Source organism: Dyella sp. OK584 (assembly GCF_057787755.1).
Genome location: NZ_CM173542.1, coordinates 1,607,190 through 1,626,951, shown reverse-complemented (window position 1 = coordinate 1,626,951; position 19,762 = coordinate 1,607,190). Strand labels below are relative to the sequence as shown.

The following is a 19,762-nucleotide window of genomic DNA, read 5'->3' as shown; positions in this document are numbered from 1 at the left end:
CGGCGTGACGGCGCTCCCATGGCAGAATCCCTCCATGCGCATCTACCTCGTCGGCGGCGCCGTCCGCGACAAACTGCTGGGCCGGCCAGTGGCCGATCACGACCATGTCGTGGTGGGCGCGCGGCCCGACGACCTGCTCACGCAGGGTTATCGACCCGTGGGCAAGGACTTTCCGGTGTTCCTGCATCCGCAAACCGGCGAGGAGTACGCGCTGGCGCGTACCGAACGAAAGACCGGGCACGGCTACCACGGCTTCGCATTCCATGCCGATCCATCGGTGACGCTGGAAGAGGATCTGGCACGCCGCGACCTCACCATCAATGCGATGGCCCAGGCAGAGGACGGCACGCTGGTCGATCCGTTCGACGGTGCACGCGATATCGAGCGACGTCTGCTGCGTCATGTATCGCCCGCCTTTGTCGAAGACCCCGTGCGCCTGCTGCGTGTGGCGCGATTTGCAGCGCGCTTCGCCCCGCTGGGTTTCTACGTGGCGCCCGAAACGATGAAACTGATGCGCGAGATGGTGCGCGCTGGCGAGGTCGATCATCTGGTGCCCGAACGGGTATGGCAGGAAACCCGCAAGGCGCTCGGGGAAGCCCAGCCTTCCGCATTCCTGCGGGTACTTCGCGAATCGGGCGCACTGGCCGTGCTGTTTCCCGAAGTGGATGCGCTGTACGGCGTACCGCAACGCGTGGAGTTCCACCCGGAAGTCGACACCGGCGTGCATTTGGAGATGGTGTTGGACATGGCTGCGCGCATCGCGCCCGGCAACGATGTGGTGGGCTTTTGCGCGTTGACCCATGACCTCGGCAAGGCGCTGACTTCCGCCGATGTGCTGCCGCGCCACCTCGGCCACGAGCATGCCGGCGTGGCGCCGCTGCAACGCCTGGTCGCGCGGCTGAGGGTTCCGACCGAGCACGCCACGCTGGCCGAGCAGGTCTGTCGCGAACACCTCAATGCCCACCGGGCCTTTGAATTGAAGCCCGCCACGGTGCTGCGGCTGTTGTCGTCGCTGGATGCGCTGCGACGCCCCGAACGCCTGACGTTGTTCCTCGCTGCCTGTGCGGCCGACAAACGCGGTCGTCTCGGTCATGAAGAAGACGCTTATCCCCAAGCCGAATACCTGCGCCAGGCCCGCGCCGTGGCGGCCGCGGTCAGCTCGGAGCCGTTCGTGGCGCAGGGACTCACGGGGCCGGCCATTGGCGATGCCATGACCGCCGCACGTGTGGCAGCCATCGGGGCCTTGCGGCAGTCGATCAGCTGAACGGGCCTGACCGGGAAAGCTGGCAGGAAGACGCCAGGCGTTAAACTAACTCGTTCGACGCCCCTTCCCGTTCGCCCGGACAGGTATCGCCCGTGTATAAAGACGGGTCGCGAGCCGCCGCCCTGGTGAAGCCAGGCGCCTGTCAACTGGTTTTTTCCGGAGCCATCCGTGTCCACTGCGTACCTTCCGACTTCGCCGCTGCGCCAGCGGTTCCGCCCCTTGTTGTGGCTGGCCATCAGCTATGTGCTGATCGGCGCCCTCACCCGCATCGCGCTGCTGTTCATGTCGGGCAGCGGCGTGCCGCACAACCCGCTGTATTGGGCGTATGCGTTTGGCGTGGGCCTGGCCTACGACCTCATCGCCTTCGTCTACCTCGCCTGGCCATTGATGCTCTACCTGTGGCTGGTACCGCAGCGCATCTACGTATCGCGACTTGGGCAATGGCTGCTGTATGGCGGTGCCGCGGTGACGCTGTTCGGACTGATGTTCGTCGGCGCTTCCGAGCTGGTGTTCTGGGCCGAGTTCGGCACGCGCTTCAACTTCATCGCCGTGGATTACCTGGTCTACACCACCGAGGTCATCGGCAATATCCGCGAGTCGTATCCGCTGGGCACCTGGATCAGTCTGCTCGCCCTGGCGACCTTATTGATCGTGTGGTTCAGCCGCCGCGGCTTGCTCGCCAGCGACAACGGCACGCGCTTCCTGCAGCGTAGCAAGGTGGTGCTGGTGTGGCTGCTGATCACGGTGGTGACCGCGGTGGCCTTCAAGGGCACCTACAAGGACCGCACCGACAACGCCTACGTCAACGAGCTTTCCGGCAACGGCGTCTACGAATTCTTCGCCGCGTTCCGCAGCAGCCATCTCGACTACTCGCGCTTCTACCGCACGCTGCCAGACGACGAAGCCTTCAAGCGCGTGCGCGACCTCATCAAGACGCCAGAGGCCACCTTCGTCAGCGACGATCCGCGTGACCTCACGCGTGAGATCCGCCATGCAGGCCCCGAGAAGCACCTCAATGTGGTGCTGATCAGCGTGGAAAGCCTGTCGGCCGATTTCATGAAGGAGTTTGGTGACAAGCGCAACATCACGCCCAACCTCGATGCGCTGATCAATCAGAGCATGTTCTTCGATAACCTGTACGCCAATGGCACGCGAACCGTGCGCGGCCTGGAGGCGCTGTCGCTATCCGTGCCGCCGACGCCGGGCGATTCGATCGTCAAGGCGCACAACAACGAGAACCTGTTCTCGGTGGCGAACGTGTTCAACGATCGCGGCTATCAGTCCGACTTTGTCTATGGCGGCTACGGCTACTTCGACAACATGAATTATTTCTTCGCCCACAACGGCTATCGCGCGGTGGACCGCAACGATATCGCCAAGGGCGAGACGATCCACCACGAGAACGTGTGGGGCGTAGCCGACGAAGATCTCTACACGCTCGCGCTCAAGCAGATGGACGAGGCCAACGCGCAGGGCAAGCCATTCTTCCTGCACGTGATGACCACGTCCAACCATCGCCCCTTCACCGTGCCGGCCAACCGTGTACCGCAGAAGAACGGCACGCGCGAAGCCGCCGTGGCCTACACCGACTGGTCGATCGCCGATTTCATCAAGCGCGCGCGCAGCAGGCCGTACTTCGATAACACCATCTTCGTGATCACCGCCGACCACTGCGCATCGAGCGCCGGCCGCACCAGCGTGCCGATCAACCGCTACCACATCCCGCTGTGGATCTACGCGCCCAAGTACATCCAGCCGCAACGCGTGACGCGACAGATGGCGCAGGTAGATATCGTTCCTACCGTGCTTGGCCTGCTGAACTTCAGCTACCGTAGCCGCTTCTTCGGTGCCGATATCTTCCAGCTTGAACCTGGCCGCGAACGGGCGTTCCCGGCCACCTACGAAAAGCTCGGCTATCTGCGCAACGATGTGCTCACCGTGCTGGAACCCCAGCGCAAACTCGAGCAGGTGCGACCGAACTTCGACAATGGCGATGCCGTGCCCAACACGCCGATCGACCAGCACCAGGTGGACGATGCCACGGCGTACTACCAGGTGGCCGCGTACATGTTCAAGCATGGCGAGCTGGCACGTCGCCAGGCAGACAGCACGCCCGTGCAGCCGAGCCCGACCGACCAGCAACTCGCACCTACAGCGGCCGCGCGCTAATCACCCATGGACATCCGCGCATGCGATCGCATGCGCGGATGTCGCGCGGATGAAACCAGCGCCGCATCACGGCGGCGCCAGTACGTAACTCGTCAGAGTCGGTCGCCCTGATCCGCTTCCAGCAGATCGGCGGGCAACGGCACGACGTCCATGTTGCGAGCGAACATCATGGCCTGGAAGCGTTCGCCCATCTGGTCAGGCAAGGTCAGCTTTTTTACTTCCTGCGCCAGGCGATAGCGAGCGACTTCATCGGGAGCGGCGCCATAAGCTGCTTCGAAGGCCTCTTGCAGGCCGCTGCCGATCAGGAACTGGGCTTGCGACAGGTAGCCGGCCACGCCGAAGCCGGCGCTGTTGCCAGCTTCGGCCATGGCGGTGAAGTCCACCGATGCGGTGAGGTCGTTCAACCCCGGCAAATAGAGCGGATCATTGTGCGCGCGATGACGGTAGTGCGCCATCAGGGTGCCGTCCGTTCGTTCGGGCAGGTAGAACTCGCGCCGCACGTAGCCGTAGTCGATAAACAGCATCAGGCCGGCGGTGAGCGAACCTGCGATCGCCTGCACCCAATAAGGCAGCTGCGGCAGGATTTCCGAGCGATAGCCATCGGCGAACTCGACGCCGATATCGCGTTCCACGTGACGCACCGCTCCCGACACCAGCGCATCGGCAGGGCGGTCCACGCGCATCAGGCGGCCTTCGCCGTCCAGTGCGACGTATTCTTCATAGACTTCGCCCGCGCGCATCGCAAAGCGCGTGGTGGGCAGCGCGTCGATCACTTCGTTGGCGAACAGCACGCCGCGCCAATCCTGCTCGGGCGGCCGGTTCAACCACAGCACTCGGGCAAACAGGTCATCTGGCAAGGCCGCCTGAAGTCGCTCGCGCTGACGTTCGCGAAGGTCTGCACTGGGTTCGAGGATGAGGTAGTGACGCGGCAATGTGCTGTTGGCGGCGAAGGCCTTGATCGCCGCTTCGGCGAACGAGCCGCTGCCGCCGCCGAGTTCGAGGAAGTCAGCGTCCTCGCCAAGCAGGTCCAGCACCGGATACATCGCGTTCACCACGCATCGAGCAAACAACTCGCCCAATTCCGGCGCGGTGATGAAATCACCCGCCTCGCCAAACTTGGTCTTGCCCGCACTGTAGTAGCCCAGCCCGGGCGCATACAGGCAACGCTCCATGTACTGCGAGAACGGCATCGGACCGTGCGAGGCGATATCTTCGCGCAAACGCGTCAGCAGTCGGTCGGAGTGAGCGCGCTCATCAGCGCTCGGGTCGGGAAGTAGGGAAGACATGCGCGTTTGCCTGCAGGGAAACGCGCGAAGGATAACCCATGCCCCGCCGCGGCCTCGTGAGGGGGAGGTGGCCGCGGCGGGGACATCGGCCCAGCTGACTTCAGAAGTCGAAGTCCTTCTGCAGGCTCAGGTACACGCCGCGTCGCGGACCGAACTGCGGCGCGCCCACGCCGATGCCGGTGCCATCGCGCAGTTCGTACGTACGATCCAGCGCGTTGATCACGGCCAGCTGGGTATGCAGTTTGCCAGTGCTGGCGAAGTTGAAGTCGTGCGATACGCTGAGATTGAGCTGGAAATAATCCGGCATCGAGTCACCGTTCGGCACCGCGCCGTCCCTGCGCAAGCCGCTACCGAAGATGTAGTCGGCGCCGACCTTGGTGGCGTCATTGATGGCGTAACTGATGCCGCCTGACGAGGTGTACTCCTGGTCGTGGTCCAGATGGATGTAGTTGTCGGCGATGTAGGCCAGATCATCCACCGCGAAGTTGTACTGGCTGGTGATGACTTTCTTACCCATCGACCGGTTGTAGGCAAAGTTGAAATAGGCAGAGATCGGGCCCGAATCGTAGTTGACCGTGTACTCGATGCCGCCAATGTGGCCGCGGGCGTAATTGAAGGTCGAGTAGACCAGAGCGGCACCGAACTGACCTTCATCCTGCAGTCGCGTCACCTTGCGGTAGTACGCATCCACGCCCATGGTCAGCGACGAACCGAAGTTCTGCGACACGCCGGCGTCGAAATAGCCCGAACGCTCGGCCAGCGGCGTGGCGTTGCCGGGATTGGATACCTGGTTGGTGGTGCCATCGAACTTGGCGATATTGGAGGTGGTGATCATCTCCGTAGCCGGCGGCGTGAAATAGCGCGAGTAGCCGGCATGCACGGTGGTGCTCTCGGTGGCCTGGTACACCACGCCAACACGCGGGCTCAGCTGGCTCTCGGTGCGCGTCAGCGTGTACTGGTCGCCACGCAAGCCGTAGTTCACCGTCCACTTGTCGCTGATGCTCCACTCGTCCTGCACGTAGGCCGACCAGGTCTTCGCAGTCAGGCGGTTGTTGTCGATGATGTTGATTGGCGTGGTGCTGGTCTGGTTGCCATCTGCGTCCGCTGGGAACACCCAGGCGTTGTTGCCACTACCGGCGTGCTCGAAGCTGCCGTAGACGCCGTAGCGCAAAGTGTTGTTATCGCCCAGCGGCGTGGCGAAATCCGCCTGCAGCGTGCTGGCACGATTGGTGCGATTTACTGCTGCGGCGACGCCATTGAACATCAGGTCGCCCACCATGTCGGGCGAGAAGTCGAGACTGCTGTAACGCTGACCCACCGACACCTGGTAGTTCGTACTACCCAACTTACCCTGCAGCGCCAGCACGCCAAAGCGCGTGTTCTCGCGTTGCTGCTCGTTGAGTTTCGCCGAATCGAAATCGACCGTATCAAGGTAGCCGAATTGTGGCGTCTGGCCCGGATTGTTCGGGATCTGGAATCGGTTGTTGCTGACACCGAAGAGGAAGCTGAGGCGGGTGTCGCTGTTGATCAGATAAGAGATATCACCGAAGCCCTTCACCTGATTGGTGTGATCGTGGATCGGCTTGCGGCTCGACGTGGGATTCTCGATACCGACATCGTTTTCCATGTAGTTGCCGGTAATGAACCAGCTCCAGCGGTCGGTGCTCCCCCACAGCGAGGCGTTCGGATTGAGCGTACCGAACGAGCCGCCGGTGATCCCAACACTGCCACCGTTGCCAAGGTCATGTCCGCTCTTGGTGGTGATGTCGACCACCGCCGCGGTGCGCAATCCGTACTGCGCCGGCAGCGCACCGTCGAGCAGCTTCACGTTCTGGATCGTGCGCGCATCGAGCGTCTGGCCAAATCCGGAAATCGATTCCGGGATGATTACGCCATTGACGCGGTATTGCAGGTTGGCGTGATCGCCACGCACATGCAGGCCGCCGTAGGAATCCTGCACCACACCGGGCGCTTGCAGCAGCACCTGACTGACCGGCGTTGAATCGCCAAGCGGCAGCGCCGCGATGGCTTTCTGGTCGATCACGTATTGGCTGCTGCCGGTGTCTGGCGACAGCGCGTTGCGCGCCTGGTCGAGCGCGGCGGTCACGTCCACCGTGCCCAGCTGCTGCACTTTGGCCGGCTTGTTGCGGGTAGCGCCGGCATCGTTGGTATCACCGCCCGCGACGCTGCTGGTGTCCGTATTCGGGCTGGTCTGGGCGAAAACAGCCGGGACGGTGCCCAGCGCGATAGCAAGACTCAAGGCAAGCAGAGAGCGTTTCATCAGGTTTCCGGAAAGGGGCGGTGAAGTCGTTATTTTCGATATGTTATAACATTGCCATTCCAGATCGACCGACGCCTGCCCCAAAAGTCATGCCCGCCAAAGCAACTTCCTGCGTTTGGCGGCCCGCCAGCCAACGAGGTCAGCGGGATTTCACTTCAGCCGCCTAGACTGGCGTCCTTACGCGCAACGAGCGGCCGGACCATGTCCAAATCTTCCTCACAACTCCCCGCCGTCATCACCGACCACAGCCGCGTGACCCAGGCCATCCTCGATTTCGTCAGCCAGATCCCCGACAGCAACATCGAGGGAAGCAGGGACCCGCAAAAGGAGGCGCACCGGCTGGCAACCCGCGCAGCCCAGCGGGCCGCGCTCACGGCGGGTTCGCTGGCATTGCCACCCGGCCCGCTGGGCTGGCTGACGGTGGTGCCGGAGCTGATTGCCATCTGGAAGATCCAGGCGCAGATGGTCAGCGATATCGCCGCCGCCTATGGTCAGCACTCAGTGCTGGGGCGCGAACAGATGCTGTGGTGCCTGTTTCGCCACACGGCGGCGCAGGCATTCCGCGACCTGGTCGTGCGCGTGGGCGACCGTCTGCTGTTTCGACGCGTCACCTATTCTGTCGCCGAGCGCATCGCCAAGACCGTGGGTGTCAAGGTGACCCAGCGCGCCTTGGGCAAGGGCATATCGCGCTGGCTGCCGGTGGTTGGTGCCATGGGAGTGGGCGCGTATGCGTACTACGACACCGGACAGGTAGCGCGCACCGCCATCGCAATGTTCAGTGCAACCATCGAAGTCGAAGACACGCTCGCCGACGGCACTGCGGTGGAGACGAGATGACGACTCCAACGCTTTGCGGCAATCTCCCAATTCCATTGCGCCAAGCAGGAGCCCACGCATGAGTCCACGCCATGAGCGTCCCGTCGTCCTGATTACCGGCGCAAGCAAGCGGGTGGGCGCAGTGATCGCCCGCACGCTGCACGCCGCCGGTTACGACCTGGCCCTGCACTATCGCCATTCGGCGACGGAGGCCGAACTGCTGGCCGCATCGCTCGAGCGCCAGCGCAACGACAGCACCTATACCGTGCAGGCAGAGCTGGCCGACATCGATTCGTTGCCCGACATGGTGCAGCGAGTACTGAACCGGTTTGGACGTCTGGATGGCCTGGTCAATAATGCCTCGACGTTCTACGCCACACCGGTTGGCACAGCAACGCACGCACAATGGAACGAGCTGTTCGCCTCCAACGCACAGGCACCGTTCTTTCTGGCGCAAGCAGCGACTCCGGCGCTACGCGAAACGCACGGCGCGATCGTCAACCTGGTGGATATCTATGCCGAGCGCCCGCTCGCTAACCATCCGCTGTATTCCATGGCGAAAGCCGCATTGGCCGCCATGACGCGCTCGCTGGCGCTGGACCTGGGGCCCGACGTGCGCGTGAACGGCGTAGCGCCGGGCGCCGTGATGTGGCCCAGCGATGGCAAACCCTACGACGAACAGCAGGCCATGCTGGCCCGCACACCGCTGCAACGCGCCGGCTCGCCCGAAGACGTAGCCGGCGCCGTGCTGTGGCTGCTGCGCGACGCCCCATTCGTGACGGGGCAGATCATTCGAGTGGATGGCGGCCGGACATTGTCCGTATAAGCCAACGCGCTTTTCTGTAGGAGCCCACCCTGTGGGCGACCGCCGACCTCCAGCTTCACCATTGCGCAAGCTTGTCGCGCACAGGGTGCGCTCCTACAAAAAGCAGGAGCACACCCCGGGGAAACACTTACTTCTTCGACTTGAACGCCTGTTCCAGCATCGCCTGGTCGAAGCCGTAACCCACCTGCCCCTCTTCGGCATAGCGGTATAGCGCCGCCGCATAAATGCCCTGCAGCGAAGCCTGGATCAGGCCAAGCAAGGTAAGGCCGATCGCGGCAATGGCGATGGCGATGATCACCGCAGCTATCGACTGCATCGCGAAGGCGCCTCCGATCAGGACCGCCGAGATCACGATGGCCAGGAACATCAGCAGGCCGAACACCATGCCGATGCCGGCATTGCCGATGATGTTCTCGCCCCAGGTGCGCTTGAGCAGCTCCACGCTGGTTTTGATTGCCTCGGTCGGACCCACGTCCTGACTGGCCAGCACCGGCACCACCAGAAAGGTCGCCACAGTCCACGCCAGGCCGAGGAAACCTACCACCAGACGGCCGATCAATCCCAACCGCTCCTGCAGTGCGCGCAGCAGCAGCCCGACCGTCGCCGCGATCAATGCATAGCCAAAGATGCTAACCACGCGTTCGCGCGCCAACGCAAAACCCGCCGCAAAACTGGTGGACTCACCACGCAGACGCATTAGCGCCGCGCCTGCGAGCGCGGTATTGAAAAAGATGATCACGAAGTACTGCACGAGATAAAACAGGAACAACGCGACGTATCCGCCAGTGGACAACGCACGCTCGTGTGTCTCGCCCACACCGCCTGCGGCAGCCACTGCAAATCCGATGGGGATGAGGAAACTCGCCGCCACCAGCAGGCAGCAGAGGCTGGACGCCAGCGGGAACATCAGTAGTGATTTATCCGAACGCAACACTGCAGCGCTAGCCTTCATCAGGCTCCAACTGCGCGAAAAGCGACCTGCCATAAAAACCTCCTTGTGGTGGACGGAGGGTTTCTATCATCGGCCGCAACCTGGCGACAGTGCCTACGCCACCCAGGCACATACGTTCGTCGTCCTTCCCCCAGGTCGGAATAGATGCGCCACCTCATCCGCGCTTTCATCCGAAGCACGAAAGCTATCGGCTTCACGCCCCCGGCGAAGGCTGGCCATCCATAAGTTGCGGCGCCGCAAAGCCGAATCCAAGGCACTCGACATGGTCTCGCGATCAAACAAAAAGTCAGGTGCACTGCTTACTTCGATAGCCGGGCATGAAAAAGGAGGCGCGGTTTTGGCCCGCGCCTCCTTCCTGACTTGCAGCTATCAATGTGAAACGTAGTTGGCCAACACCTGCACGTTGGTGAAGTCCTTTACGCCAACTACCCGCACGTACCAGGAACCCGAGGCTACCGTGGTCTGAACGATGCTTTCGTTGTTGCCGGGCTTGACCGATTTGAAATCCGCGTTGCCACCATCCGGAGACGGCGGATTGCCGCGTTTGGCAAAAAGAGATACGTCACCCGTTCCGCCTATCGTGCGCAGCGTGAGGTTGGTAGCTCCTCCCGGAACGTCGATGCGGTAGAGGATCGAGTCGCCTGCTTTGCCACTCACGCCAGTAACAGCTACTCCGTTGGTCAGCAGAATCGACGGGGCCACGGAGTTGAAATTGACAGCGGCGTCAATCGCAGCACTCGCGTCCACAATGCCTGGGCCGATGGGGTGATCCGGCGTATTCGGGAAGTTGCGCGCGGAGTTGACCAGGGCCAAACGAATCTGGTCTGGCGTCAGCGTCGCATGCCCCGCTTCACTCACTGCCTCGATCATCAGCGCGACGATACCCGTCACGTGCGGCGTCGCCTGGGATGTACCCGCCATACCACCGGTAACGGCCGTGCCCTGATCCTCCGTGGTCGGACTATTGCTCACGGTCGACCAGACGAAACCAGCATCGACCAGCGTGCCCGAACTGCCGTCATTGGGATAAATGCCGCCGCCAGGCGCCGCGATGGTGATGCCACTGCCATAGTTGGAGTAGAACGCGCGCTTGCCGGTAATACCCACGGAAGCCACCGCGATCACGCCCGGGCAACTTGCTGGCGTGTGATTGGCCACGTTGTCCGTGTCGTTGCCTGCTGCAACCACGACGGTGGCGCCGCGGGCAATGGCAGCGGTGATCGCCGTGCCGGTGACATCGTCAGCAGCACACGTGCCCGAGCCACCAAGGCTCATGCTGATGACCTGGGCCGGATGCGTATTGTCTGCAATGCTGTCCACGTGGCCACCGGAAGCCCAGGTGATTGCGTCGGCAATATCCGAGGTGTAGCCACCGCAGTGACCAAGCGCGCGAATCGGCACCACCTGCGCGTTGGTGGCGATACCATCCACGCCGCTGCTGTTGTTGTTCTTCGCGGCAATGTTGCCGAACACATGACTACCATGCCAGCTGCTCGCCTCGCCCTGGCTCGCATTGCCGTTCAAGCACTCGGTGATGTACGGCTCCGCATTGGTCCAGTCGCCGAGATCCCAACCGCCGGGAACGCGCCCATCCGTTCCACGTCCGGACACGAAGCCATCATTGATCATGTCGTAGCCCGCACCAGCGAGCGTCTCGTTGAGATCGGCGTGGTGGATCACGCCGGTATCGATCACCGCCACGGTTACGCCGCTGCCGTCGTAGCTGGTCCACGCCGATGAAGCACCGCTGCCACCCCAGTTGGCGAAGGGGGTTGTGTCCCTGCCGATCTTTTCAGCCGTGCCGTTACCGGGGCGCATATGCCACTGCAGCGGGAAATTGGTGTCGTTCGGCGCACTGCCACCCGGGCTTGCGCTGGCCGGTGCCGCAAAATCCTTGACCGCATGCAGCATCACGTCCGGCTCGACATGCGCCACCGCCGGATCGGCCGCGATCTGCTGCATCAATGCCAAGGCTTCGTTGCCGTTGAGCTTGCGGCTGGTGTGCAGCAGGTCCGCACCGATAGCCAACTTGCGCTTCCATGACACGCCGAGTGCTGCACCGGAGGCGGCATTGGCCGAGGCGCGGAGCTGGGCTCGCGAAACGGCCGCGCTCATGTTTTGCGTGGCAGCCTGCGCACTGGTGCGCTCAGTGGTGCCATTGCGATACGTGACGATAAAGCGGTCGTAGTGACCGGTGCTCTGCATGGTGCGCGCGTTGATCTTGCTTGCAATATCCGACGAAACAACCGTGGTTGCAGCGTGCGCCGTACAAAAGCCCATGGCAGCAGCCAAGGCGGTGAGGCGAAGAAAGTTCGAACGATTCATGTGGATCCCCGAGATTGTTGTTCGCAAGAAAGACGGGGCGCATGGCGCGCCCCACCCTCGCCTTACCAGCTGAAGCCGCCGCCGACGCCCACCGAGCTTTCCGACCCGGACACCGAAGCGCCGACCGACACGCTTGCGTGGTTCGCGTTGAACGCGCGCTGATAGCCGACTGACAGTGCCTGCTGGCCGCTGTAGTTGCCCGCACCCACACCCACGCGGTTGTCACCGGCAAGACCCGACGTGTTGGACGTCATCTGCGCCATCGCCGCGCCCATCGCGCCGACGCGATCGAGTCGACGATTGACCTTGGTGAACTGGTCGTTGACCTGATTGCGAAAGCTGTTGAGGTCGGTGTTGCTGATGGCCTGATCGGTATAAGCCTTGGCGGCATCAAGCGTCTTCTGGTCGCCGGCATCGGCATAGGTCTTTGCCGTGGCCAATGCCTCGTTCACCTGGCTGACGTTGGCGGCATCGGTGGCGGCCGTACCCGCAGCGACATTGGTGACGCGACGCTCGCCGCCCACGGTGCCAACCGACACCGTGTTGGCCTGATTGGCCACCGAACCCGCGCCCAGCGCCACCGCGTTGGAAGCGGTGACCTGTGCGCCCTGGCCTATCGCCGTGCCCGAAGCTGCTGTGACGCTGGTATCGGCACCGATGGCCACCGCGTTGGTGGCACTCGCAGCGATGGTCGCGTTATTGCCCAGTGCCGTGCTTCCGTCAGCGCCAACGACCGCGCCATGACCAATCGCGGTGTCGCGGCCATCGGTGGCCACGCTGCCATTGCCGATCGCCAGACCATTACCGATGCCGGCAGGGATCGTCGTGCCCATCGAGGTAATCGTGGTGGTCAGCTGGGTAAGCCCGGTGTCCAGCGCCTGCAATGCACCGCCGACATCGGAGTACGCAGCGCCCTGGATCCTATAGCTCGGGCCCGTGAATCCATTTACCGTCATCGAGGCATTGCCGCCCAGGGCCTTCGCCATTGCATCGCCGTACAACTGCATGTTGGTGGCGGACGTGGCACCCACGCCCGCGATCGCCTGATCCATCTGCCACTTGTTGACCGCATCGGTATCTTCCGTGCCCTTCGCCACGTTTACGATCTGACGCTCGGCACCCGTGCTGCCCACCGACACCGTGCTGTCACGGTCGGCGATAGAGTTAGCACCTAAGGCCACGCTGTTGTTGTGGTCGGCGATGGAGTTAGCACCCAACGCCACGCTGTCGTCGTGGTCGACGAAGGAGTTGGCACCCAACGCCACGGCATTCTTGGCCGTCGCCGTCGCGCCATAACCAATGGCCGTGCCGAAATCATTCTGTGCAACCGCACTGCTACCGAATGCTGCCGAGCCCACGCCCAGGGCGTAGCTACCGGAGCCGGCTGCTATCGAGTAATCGCCTTCGGCATCGGCACCAAAACCGTTCGACACGCTTTGCTCACCCGCCGCGATGGCATTGATGCCCACCGCCATCGATTGATTGCGACTGGCCGACGACAATGCGCCGATGGCAATGGCATCGCTGACGTTCTGCGAAGCATCAGTCGGATCGGCGTTGGGATTGCCCGCGGTCGCGCCATTGCCGATGGCCATGTTGCGCGTACCCAGTCCACCACCGGCCCAAGCGTTGACACCCACGGCCTGATCCTGGACGTAAGCCGCGATGGCGTGATGGCCCAACGCGACACTGTCCTCACCCCATGCCACGCTCTGAACGCCAACTGCCGTGCCATTGTTGACGCCCATGTTGGTGCCATTGGCGATGCTGCCGCGGCCAATGGCAACGCTGCCGTCGCCGCCCGCGTTGGACTGATAGCCGATGGCCACCGAGCCGGCGGTCTGGTCACCACCCAACACCTGACTGCCACTGGCATTAGCCTGCGCACCTAGCGCAACACTGAAATCACCCCAGGCGCGGGCGCCCGCACCAAAGGCGCTGGAGGCCGTGCCAAGCGTCCAGGTCTTTTCGAAGCCCTGCGAGTTGGCGCCGGGTAACTTGCCGTCCTGATTCACGTCATACCAGCCGCCGACCGCCGTCGAACCAGGCCCAACCGCATAGGCGCCTGCACCTAAAGCCACGGCACCATTGCCATAACCGATCGCCTGCCGACCAATGGCGACAGCATTGACTGACGCCTGTGCGGTACCCGCGCCATAGCCGATGGCCACGCCGTACTGCGATCCGTATGCGATGGCACTCGTGCCGATCACGGTGTTGTAAATGGACTTCTGCAGCACACCGCCAGTACCCGTGGTGTCGACCGCTTCCGCGCCCATACCGATCACAAGGGTGCCGGTCGAGTTCACGTCGGCATAGCCGGCGCCGACCACCATGCTGTTGGCACCCTTGGCTTGGCCACCTGCGCCAACCACCAGCGAGTTACTGCCCGTGGCGACTGAGCCGACGCCGAAGGCGGTCGCATTCGCACCTGTCGCCTGCGCACCATTGCCGAAGGCGATCGTGTTGCTGCCGCCGGCTACTGTATTGGCGCCGACAGCCATGGCTGCGCTGCCATTGGCCTGCGCGTTGTAGCCAAGCGCCGTGCTGTTGTCGGTCGCGGCCTTGCTGTTGGTGCCCAGCGCGACGCTATTGCTGCCTGCAGTAGCAGCGCCGGAGCCGATCGCCACGTCGTTGTAGCCACCTACAACGGCATTGGCCGTCGCGCCGGTGTTGTCGCCCGAAAGCTGGAAGAACGGCGTGGTATCGGCCACGGCCGTATTGGTACCGGTAGTGACGGACTGGACGGTGACCATGCCCTGCGTCGCAGCTAATGCTGAGCAAGTCAGCGAATCGGTCGGGTTGGCAAGGCCGCTGCCCGGCCAGGAAAGGCCCGTACAGGCGCTGGCGGCAAGCGGCAACAGAGCCACGCCGCCAACGAATGCTGCGAGGGCGACCTTGCGCACCGTGCGCTGCTTGCCCTTGCCTGCCCCGCTGGCGTGCTCGGAAGCCACCACCACGGCACCCAGCGCGTGGTTCCAGACTTTGCTGTAGATCGTGTTCACCAAGATTCTCCCCAAGAACCGTCCGGCGACGCAGCCGCTCCCCAGCGGCTTCACGGCATTGGGTCGTTGCAGACCTCCCGATGCCGTCGCTTACCTTCCGGTAACTAAAAAATGAAGGGGCGTCATCGCGCCCTGTGATGTAAAGCGCGTCGAGGTTCGGCGAGGCACAACGCGAAGTCACGCACGCTTGCGCACGTTAAGCACGAGACTTTCCGGCCTCACGAACCTCACACTTGCTCACCTGTTCAGGGCGAGGAAGAATGGGCGGGAAAGTCGCAGTTACCGAGGACCATCTGTTGGCCATTCCGGGTTTACGTGCGGTGCGGGAATGGCTGGCGCGGGCTCCAACGGATGACCCGGTCGACCGCCTCAACGCACCCTTCATGCAAGTGCTGCTCATGGCGGCAGGCTTGGCCGTGCCCTTCAGCCAGTTCTACGCGCTGGTCGTGGAACATGAGGGTTGGTCCATTGCGCGCCTGGTGGATCTGGGCACTGACGTGTTCATTACGCTGGCTGCCTGGACCGGCGTTTGGTTGATCCGACGGGGGCGTTTTCACCTTGGCATCGGGCTATTTCTGTGGGTGATGCTGCTTTCGGCGGCGTCGGCCTATGCGCTGACGGGCTACCGCCATGCACCGCCAGATCCGGTCCCACTGCTGATTCTGGCCACGGGCGGCATCGTGCTGGGTCGCCGCACGTTGTGGTCGATCTACGTCGCGGTGATTGGCGTCTTTGTGTTGGGTCAGCTCGCCGATGGCCTTTGGCTGGGCGACACGGCGGGATTGACGTGGAATGTTTTCCACGCCCTGCCGCTTCTGATCGTGGCTTATCTGCTGGTGGCGCTGATTCTCGACCGGACCATCACAGCACTGCGCACGACACTCGACCAATCCATCCAGCGCGGCGTAGCACTCGAATTGGCCAACCAGCGACTGCACGATGAAATCGTGGAACGCGAGCGTACGCAGAACCAGCTGATTCATTCGCGGAAAATGGATGCCATCGGCCGCGCGGCCAGCGGTGTCGCGCATGATTTCGACAATGTTCTCAACGTGGTGCTCGGCTATGCATCGCAACGCGAGCAGCTGGCCGACCTCGGTACGCCAGCGCTGCTAAACGCACTCGAAGGCATCGAACTGGCCGCGCTGCGCGCGCTGGCGATCAGCCGCAAACTGCTTAATTTCAGCCGCCAGGACGTGGGCGAAACGCAAGTCTTCGATGCGGCGACCGCACTAGCCGAGCTCCAACCGATGCTTCGCCAGCTGCTGGGCCGCTATATCCAGCTGGATATCCAGATGCCACCCGGCCACATGCCGCTGCACCTGGATCGTGGGCAATACGAACTGATGATTCTCAATATCGCTGCCAATGCGCGCGATGCGATGCCCGAAGGTGGCCTGTTCACGATCGCCCTGGAAAAACTGGCCGCGGAACCGGCGTTGCAGCTGATCATGTCCGACACCGGAACCGGCATGCCGCCGGACGTACAGGCCAAGGTGTTCGAGCCGTTCTACACCACCAAGCCCTTTGGCCGGGGTACCGGCCTTGGCCTGTCGGTGGTCGCCAGCATGATCGAGACAGCCCAGGGCCAGATCCACGTCACTAGCGCCCCAAATGCAGGCACCCAGTTTCGCGTTCGCCTTCCGCTTGGTGCGGCCGCGTCCCGCTCCTCGCCAATGACACCACAGCTTTCGGATCAGGCCTGAGAGGCGAAGAGATAGCCCTGCCCGCGCGCCGTCAGCAATGGCAACGGTTGCCCGGCTGCATCCTGCGCTTTGCGCCTGAGCCGGTGCACCATCATCTCCAGACGATGCGGATCGAATTCGTACACGTCTGACGTCAACGCAGCGATGAGCGTTTCACGCGACACCGGTTCGCCCTGTGCGGCGATCAACACACGCAGTATGCAGCGCTCCGGCGCGGTCAACGGGAGCGCCTGCCCGGCGGGAGTGACCAGGCACCAATCGTCTGTATCCAGGCGCCAACCACTGGAAGCACCGGTTTCGTAAACCGCCGCGCCACCATCGCGAACCCCCGAGGCGAGCCGCCGCGCCACGCTGTGCAGCGTGGCGGCCAGCACTTCGATGTTCACTGGCTTGGACAGAAAGGCATCCGCGCCGTTGGCAAGTGCCTGGATATGGTCGTCCTGGCCAGTGTTGCCGGTAAGCATGAGTATGCCGAGGCTCGAAATCTCGCGCAGATGCTTTACCACGCTCAGGCCGTCTTCGTCGGGCAGGCCGATATCCAGCACCACCATGTCGAAGCGCTGGCGCAACATGTGTCGATAGAGCTCCGCCGCTGTGCCGGCACCGACCACTTCGAAACCGAAGTAGCGCAATCCCGGAATGATGATGCCTTCGCGCAATTGCGCATCGTCTTCGAGCACACCAATGTGCCAGGCGCGGGCCGGTGAACGGGCGGCCATCTTCGAATGTCGGTCAGTCATGCGGCGCGGGCGTCATGTCAGGTATCAGGGTTGCAAGGCGCACACTCATAGTGCGCCGACACCCACGACGTCAAGCCGCCGACAGAACAGCGCGCTCCGGCGCGGCCTGAAAAACTGGAACATGCGCCAGGCAAAACGGGGCTGTCAGAGCAACTCCACTGCCAATGGTTCGCTCTCCGCCGGAAACGCCGCCCACAGGTCTGCCATCGTTTGCCCGCTCACCGGATGCACCAGTGACGGCGCGATATCGGCGATGGGCTTGAGCACGAACGCGTGGCGCAGCTCCTTGCGCGGAATGTCCAAGTGCCCTTCACCCTGCCGCACCAGGTCGTCATACAGCACGATGTCCACATCCAGCGTGCGGTCGGAAAAACGCGGCACGTCGCGGCGGCGACCATGGCGATCCTCCAGCGCGTGCAGCCAGTCGTTGAGCGCTTCGGGCGAAAGATTCGTATCCATGCCCACGGCGAGATTCACGAATTCGGCGCCATCGAAACCCACCGATTTGCTGAGATAGGCCGGCGACACGGTCAATGCGCCGAACCGATCGCGCAGTTCGTCCAGCGCGGCATTGAGGTAACGCTTGGGATCGAGATTGGAACCCAGGCTCAGATAGACGCGTGCCATCGCTACTGCGGACGCGTGCCGCGCTCGATGCGAACGCCGACAGCCTTTGCACCGCGCACGGCGCCAGGCTTTGACAGCTTCAGGCGCACCCACGACACCCCGAACTCCTCGCGAATGATCGCTGCGCATCGCTCGGCCAGCGTCTCCACCAGGCCGAAACTGGAAGCGCCCACGACATCGATCAGCCGCTTGGATACGTCCTTGTAGTTGAGCGTATGCGCGATGTCGTCGCTGGCGGCAGGCACGGTGTTGTCGAACGCCATCTCGATATCGAACGACAGCGTCTGTCGCACGCGGCGTTCCCAGTCGTAGATGCCGATGACGGCATCGATGCGCAGGTCTTCGATGAAAACGATATCCATGCCGATAGGGTAGCGGATGCGGGTATGGCTCTGCTTTCTTCGACGCAATCAGATCGCTGGCGGCAGGCTTTCCAGGTCCCAGCGCGGGAACACCTGCACCGATGCGTCCTGATGCTGCCCATGTGCGAGGCGGATGGCGCCGGCCAGAGCGATCATCGCGCCGTTGTCGGTGCAGAACTCCAGGCGCGGGAAATACGTGCGGAAGCCATCCTTGTCACCCGCCGCAGCGAGCTCCGCGCGCAGGCGCTTGTTGGCACCCACGCCACCGGCAATCACCAGGCGCTTCGCACCCGTGGCCTGAAGTGCGCGGCGGCACTTGATGATCATGGTGTCCACGATCGCTTCCTCGAATCCGCGGGCGATGTCAGCGCGGGTCTGCTCGGTCTGATCGGACTGCTGCCAGGCCAGCAGCACCTGTGTCTTCAGGCCCGAGAAGCTGAAATCCAGCCCTGGCCGGTCGGTCATCGGGCGCGAGAAACGGAACACGCCTGAATGCCCCTGCTCGGCGAGTTTCGCCAGTGCAGGACCGCCGGGATACGGCAGGCCCATCATCTTGGCGGTCTTGTCGAAGGCCTCGCCGGCGGCATCGTCCAGCGTGTCGCCCAGGATCCGGTACTCGCCGATGCCCTTTACCTCCACCAGCATGGAGTGGCCGCCGGACACCAGCAGGGCCACGAACGGCGGCTCGGGCGGGTCCGCTTCAAGCAAGGGAGCCAGCAGGTGGCCTTCCATGTGGTGCACGCCGATGGCCGGTACGCCCAGCGCCCAGGCCATGGCCCGCGCAGCGGAGGCGCCCACCAGCAGGGCACCAACCAGCCCCGGGCCGGCCGTGTAGGCCACGCCGCCAAGGTCAGCCGGGGTCAGGCCGGCCTCGGCCAGCGCCTCGCGTACCAACGGCAGCAGCTTGCGGACGTGGTCACGGCTGGCCAGCTCCGGCACCACCCCGCCGTACTCGGCGTGGAGCTTGATCTGGCTGTAAAGGGTATGTGAAAGCAGGCCGCTGCCAGGCGCAGACGGCTCCCAGCGCAACAGGGCTACGCCGGTCTCGTCACAGGAGGTTTCGATGCCCAGCACCGGCTTGGCTAACTGGGGCTTTGAAAATGCTGTCGTTTCCACGTTATACTTCGCGGCTCACCGTATTCCACCGGCTCGTAAATGCGGGCCAGTCTAACACTTGGAGTTTCCATGCCCAGCGTAAAAGTCCGCGAGAACGAGCCTTTCGAGCTTGCCCTGCGCCGCTTCAAGCGCACCTGCGAAAAGGCCGGCGTTCTGGCCGAGACCCGCAAGCGCGAGTTCTATGAAAAGCCGACCCAGGAGCGTAAGCGCAAGCGTGCTGCCGCTGTTAAGCGTCACCTGCGCCGTCTTTCGCGCGACGTTTCTCGCAAGACCCGCATGTACTGAGT

At 63.2% G+C, this 19,762-nt stretch carries 15 protein-coding genes; 6 read left to right on the top strand and 9 right to left on the bottom strand.

Annotated features, from left to right (window positions below; all coding sequences use genetic code 11):
* The first annotated feature begins 34 nt into the window (after nt 1-34).
* Nucleotides 35-1,264 (top strand): multifunctional CCA addition/repair protein, encoded by a 1,230-nt coding sequence (locus AC3CBN_RS07250; protein ID WP_488636138.1) that lies wholly within the window; start codon nt 35-37, stop codon nt 1,262-1,264.
* 168 nt (nt 1,265-1,432) lie between these two features.
* A complete protein-coding gene (locus AC3CBN_RS07245; RefSeq protein WP_488636137.1) occupies nt 1,433-3,433 on the top strand; it encodes an LTA synthase family protein in 2,001 nt (666 codons plus the stop codon).
* Between the two features lie 92 nt (nt 3,434-3,525).
* Here the strand turns inward: AC3CBN_RS07245 and AC3CBN_RS07240 are convergent, their stop codons facing one another.
* Together AC3CBN_RS07240 and AC3CBN_RS07235 are read right to left on the bottom strand one after the other, a co-directional pair.
* On the bottom strand, nt 3,526-4,719 hold the full coding sequence (locus AC3CBN_RS07240) for a class I SAM-dependent methyltransferase (protein WP_488636136.1): 1,194 nt from the start codon (nt 4,717-4,719) through the stop codon (nt 3,526-3,528).
* Nucleotides 4,720-4,819: 100 nt separating this feature from the next.
* On the bottom strand, nt 4,820-7,000 hold the full coding sequence (locus AC3CBN_RS07235) for a TonB-dependent receptor (protein WP_488636135.1): 2,181 nt from the start codon (nt 6,998-7,000) through the stop codon (nt 4,820-4,822).
* 201 nt (nt 7,001-7,201) lie between these two features.
* Between AC3CBN_RS07235 and AC3CBN_RS07230 the strand changes: the two genes are divergently transcribed.
* Nucleotides 7,202-7,837 (top strand): hypothetical protein, encoded by a 636-nt coding sequence (locus AC3CBN_RS07230; RefSeq protein WP_488636134.1) that lies wholly within the window; start codon nt 7,202-7,204, stop codon nt 7,835-7,837.
* Nucleotides 7,838-7,895: 58 nt separating this feature from the next.
* Nucleotides 7,896-8,642, top strand: a complete 747-nt coding sequence (locus AC3CBN_RS07225; RefSeq protein WP_488636133.1) for a pteridine reductase — start codon at nt 7,896-7,898, stop codon at nt 8,640-8,642.
* Between the two features lie 127 nt (nt 8,643-8,769).
* Here AC3CBN_RS07225 and AC3CBN_RS07220 read toward each other — a convergent pair whose 3' ends face one another.
* The 3 genes from AC3CBN_RS07220 to AC3CBN_RS07210 all read right to left on the bottom strand — a co-directional run bounded on the left by AC3CBN_RS07220 (nt 8,770) and on the right by AC3CBN_RS07210 (nt 14,924).
* A complete protein-coding gene (locus AC3CBN_RS07220) occupies nt 8,770-9,627 on the bottom strand; it encodes a DUF6159 family protein (protein WP_488636132.1) in 858 nt (285 codons plus the stop codon).
* A gap of 336 nt (nt 9,628-9,963) precedes the next feature.
* Nucleotides 9,964-11,919 carry a S8 family serine peptidase gene (locus tag AC3CBN_RS07215; RefSeq protein ID WP_488636131.1) on the bottom strand — a complete coding sequence of 652 codons (1,956 nt, stop codon included), beginning with the start codon at nt 11,917-11,919 and terminating at the stop codon, nt 9,964-9,966.
* A gap of 62 nt (nt 11,920-11,981) precedes the next feature.
* Entirely contained in the window at nt 11,982-14,924 is a 2,943-nt protein-coding gene (locus AC3CBN_RS07210; RefSeq protein ID WP_488636130.1) for an ESPR-type extended signal peptide-containing protein, read from the bottom strand.
* A 260-nt stretch (nt 14,925-15,184) separates the two neighbouring features.
* Here AC3CBN_RS07210 and AC3CBN_RS07205 point away from each other — a divergent pair, with 260 nt between their 5' ends.
* Nucleotides 15,185-16,630, top strand: a complete 1,446-nt coding sequence (locus tag AC3CBN_RS07205; RefSeq protein WP_488636129.1) for a sensor histidine kinase — start codon at nt 15,185-15,187, stop codon at nt 16,628-16,630.
* Here the strand turns inward: AC3CBN_RS07205 and AC3CBN_RS07200 are convergent.
* From AC3CBN_RS07200 to tsaD, 4 genes are all read right to left on the bottom strand, one after another.
* Nucleotides 16,621-17,370, bottom strand: a complete 750-nt coding sequence (locus AC3CBN_RS07200) for a response regulator transcription factor (protein ID WP_488636128.1) — start codon at nt 17,368-17,370, stop codon at nt 16,621-16,623. The two genes, AC3CBN_RS07205 and AC3CBN_RS07200, sit on opposite strands and share 10 nt — an antisense overlap.
* Nucleotides 17,371-17,514: 144 nt before the next feature.
* On the bottom strand, nt 17,515-17,997 hold the full coding sequence (gene folK, locus AC3CBN_RS07195) for a 2-amino-4-hydroxy-6-hydroxymethyldihydropteridine diphosphokinase (protein WP_488636127.1): 483 nt from the start codon (nt 17,995-17,997) through the stop codon (nt 17,515-17,517).
* Between the two features lie 2 nt (nt 17,998-17,999).
* A complete protein-coding gene (folB, locus tag AC3CBN_RS07190) occupies nt 18,000-18,359 on the bottom strand; it encodes a dihydroneopterin aldolase (RefSeq protein WP_488636126.1) in 360 nt (119 codons plus the stop codon).
* Between the two features lie 48 nt (nt 18,360-18,407).
* Nucleotides 18,408-19,475 carry a tRNA (adenosine(37)-N6)-threonylcarbamoyltransferase complex transferase subunit TsaD gene (gene tsaD / locus AC3CBN_RS07185; RefSeq protein ID WP_488636125.1) on the bottom strand — a complete coding sequence of 356 codons (1,068 nt, stop codon included), beginning with the start codon at nt 19,473-19,475 and terminating at the stop codon, nt 18,408-18,410.
* 69 nt (nt 19,476-19,544) lie between these two features.
* Here tsaD and rpsU point away from each other — a divergent pair, with 69 nt between their 5' ends.
* Entirely contained in the window at nt 19,545-19,760 is a 216-nt protein-coding gene (gene rpsU, locus AC3CBN_RS07180) for a 30S ribosomal protein S21 (protein ID WP_055999514.1), read from the top strand.
* Nucleotides 19,761-19,762 lie beyond the last annotated feature (2 nt).

Coding starts and splice junctions, on each gene's coding strand:
- AC3CBN_RS07250 (WP_488636138.1), top strand. CDS start 35: ATGCGCATCTACCTCGTCGGCGGCGCCGTCCGCGACAAACTGCTGGGC.
- AC3CBN_RS07220 (WP_488636132.1), bottom strand. CDS start 9,627: ATGGCAGGTCGCTTTTCGCGCAGTTGGAGCCTGATGAAGGCTAGCGCT.
- AC3CBN_RS07235 (WP_488636135.1), bottom strand. CDS start 7,000: ATGAAACGCTCTCTGCTTGCCTTGAGTCTTGCTATCGCGCTGGGCACC.
- AC3CBN_RS07215 (WP_488636131.1), bottom strand. CDS start 11,919: ATGAATCGTTCGAACTTTCTTCGCCTCACCGCCTTGGCTGCTGCCATG.
- AC3CBN_RS07225 (WP_488636133.1), top strand. CDS start 7,896: ATGAGTCCACGCCATGAGCGTCCCGTCGTCCTGATTACCGGCGCAAGC.
- AC3CBN_RS07200 (WP_488636128.1), bottom strand. CDS start 17,370: ATGACTGACCGACATTCGAAGATGGCCGCCCGTTCACCGGCCCGCGCC.
- AC3CBN_RS07240 (WP_488636136.1), bottom strand. CDS start 4,719: ATGTCTTCCCTACTTCCCGACCCGAGCGCTGATGAGCGCGCTCACTCC.
- AC3CBN_RS07205 (WP_488636129.1), top strand. CDS start 15,185: ATGGGCGGGAAAGTCGCAGTTACCGAGGACCATCTGTTGGCCATTCCG.
- rpsU (WP_055999514.1), top strand. CDS start 19,545: ATGCCCAGCGTAAAAGTCCGCGAGAACGAGCCTTTCGAGCTTGCCCTG.
- folB (WP_488636126.1), bottom strand. CDS start 18,359: ATGGATATCGTTTTCATCGAAGACCTGCGCATCGATGCCGTCATCGGC.
- folK (WP_488636127.1), bottom strand. CDS start 17,997: ATGGCACGCGTCTATCTGAGCCTGGGTTCCAATCTCGATCCCAAGCGT.
- AC3CBN_RS07230 (WP_488636134.1), top strand. CDS start 7,202: ATGTCCAAATCTTCCTCACAACTCCCCGCCGTCATCACCGACCACAGC.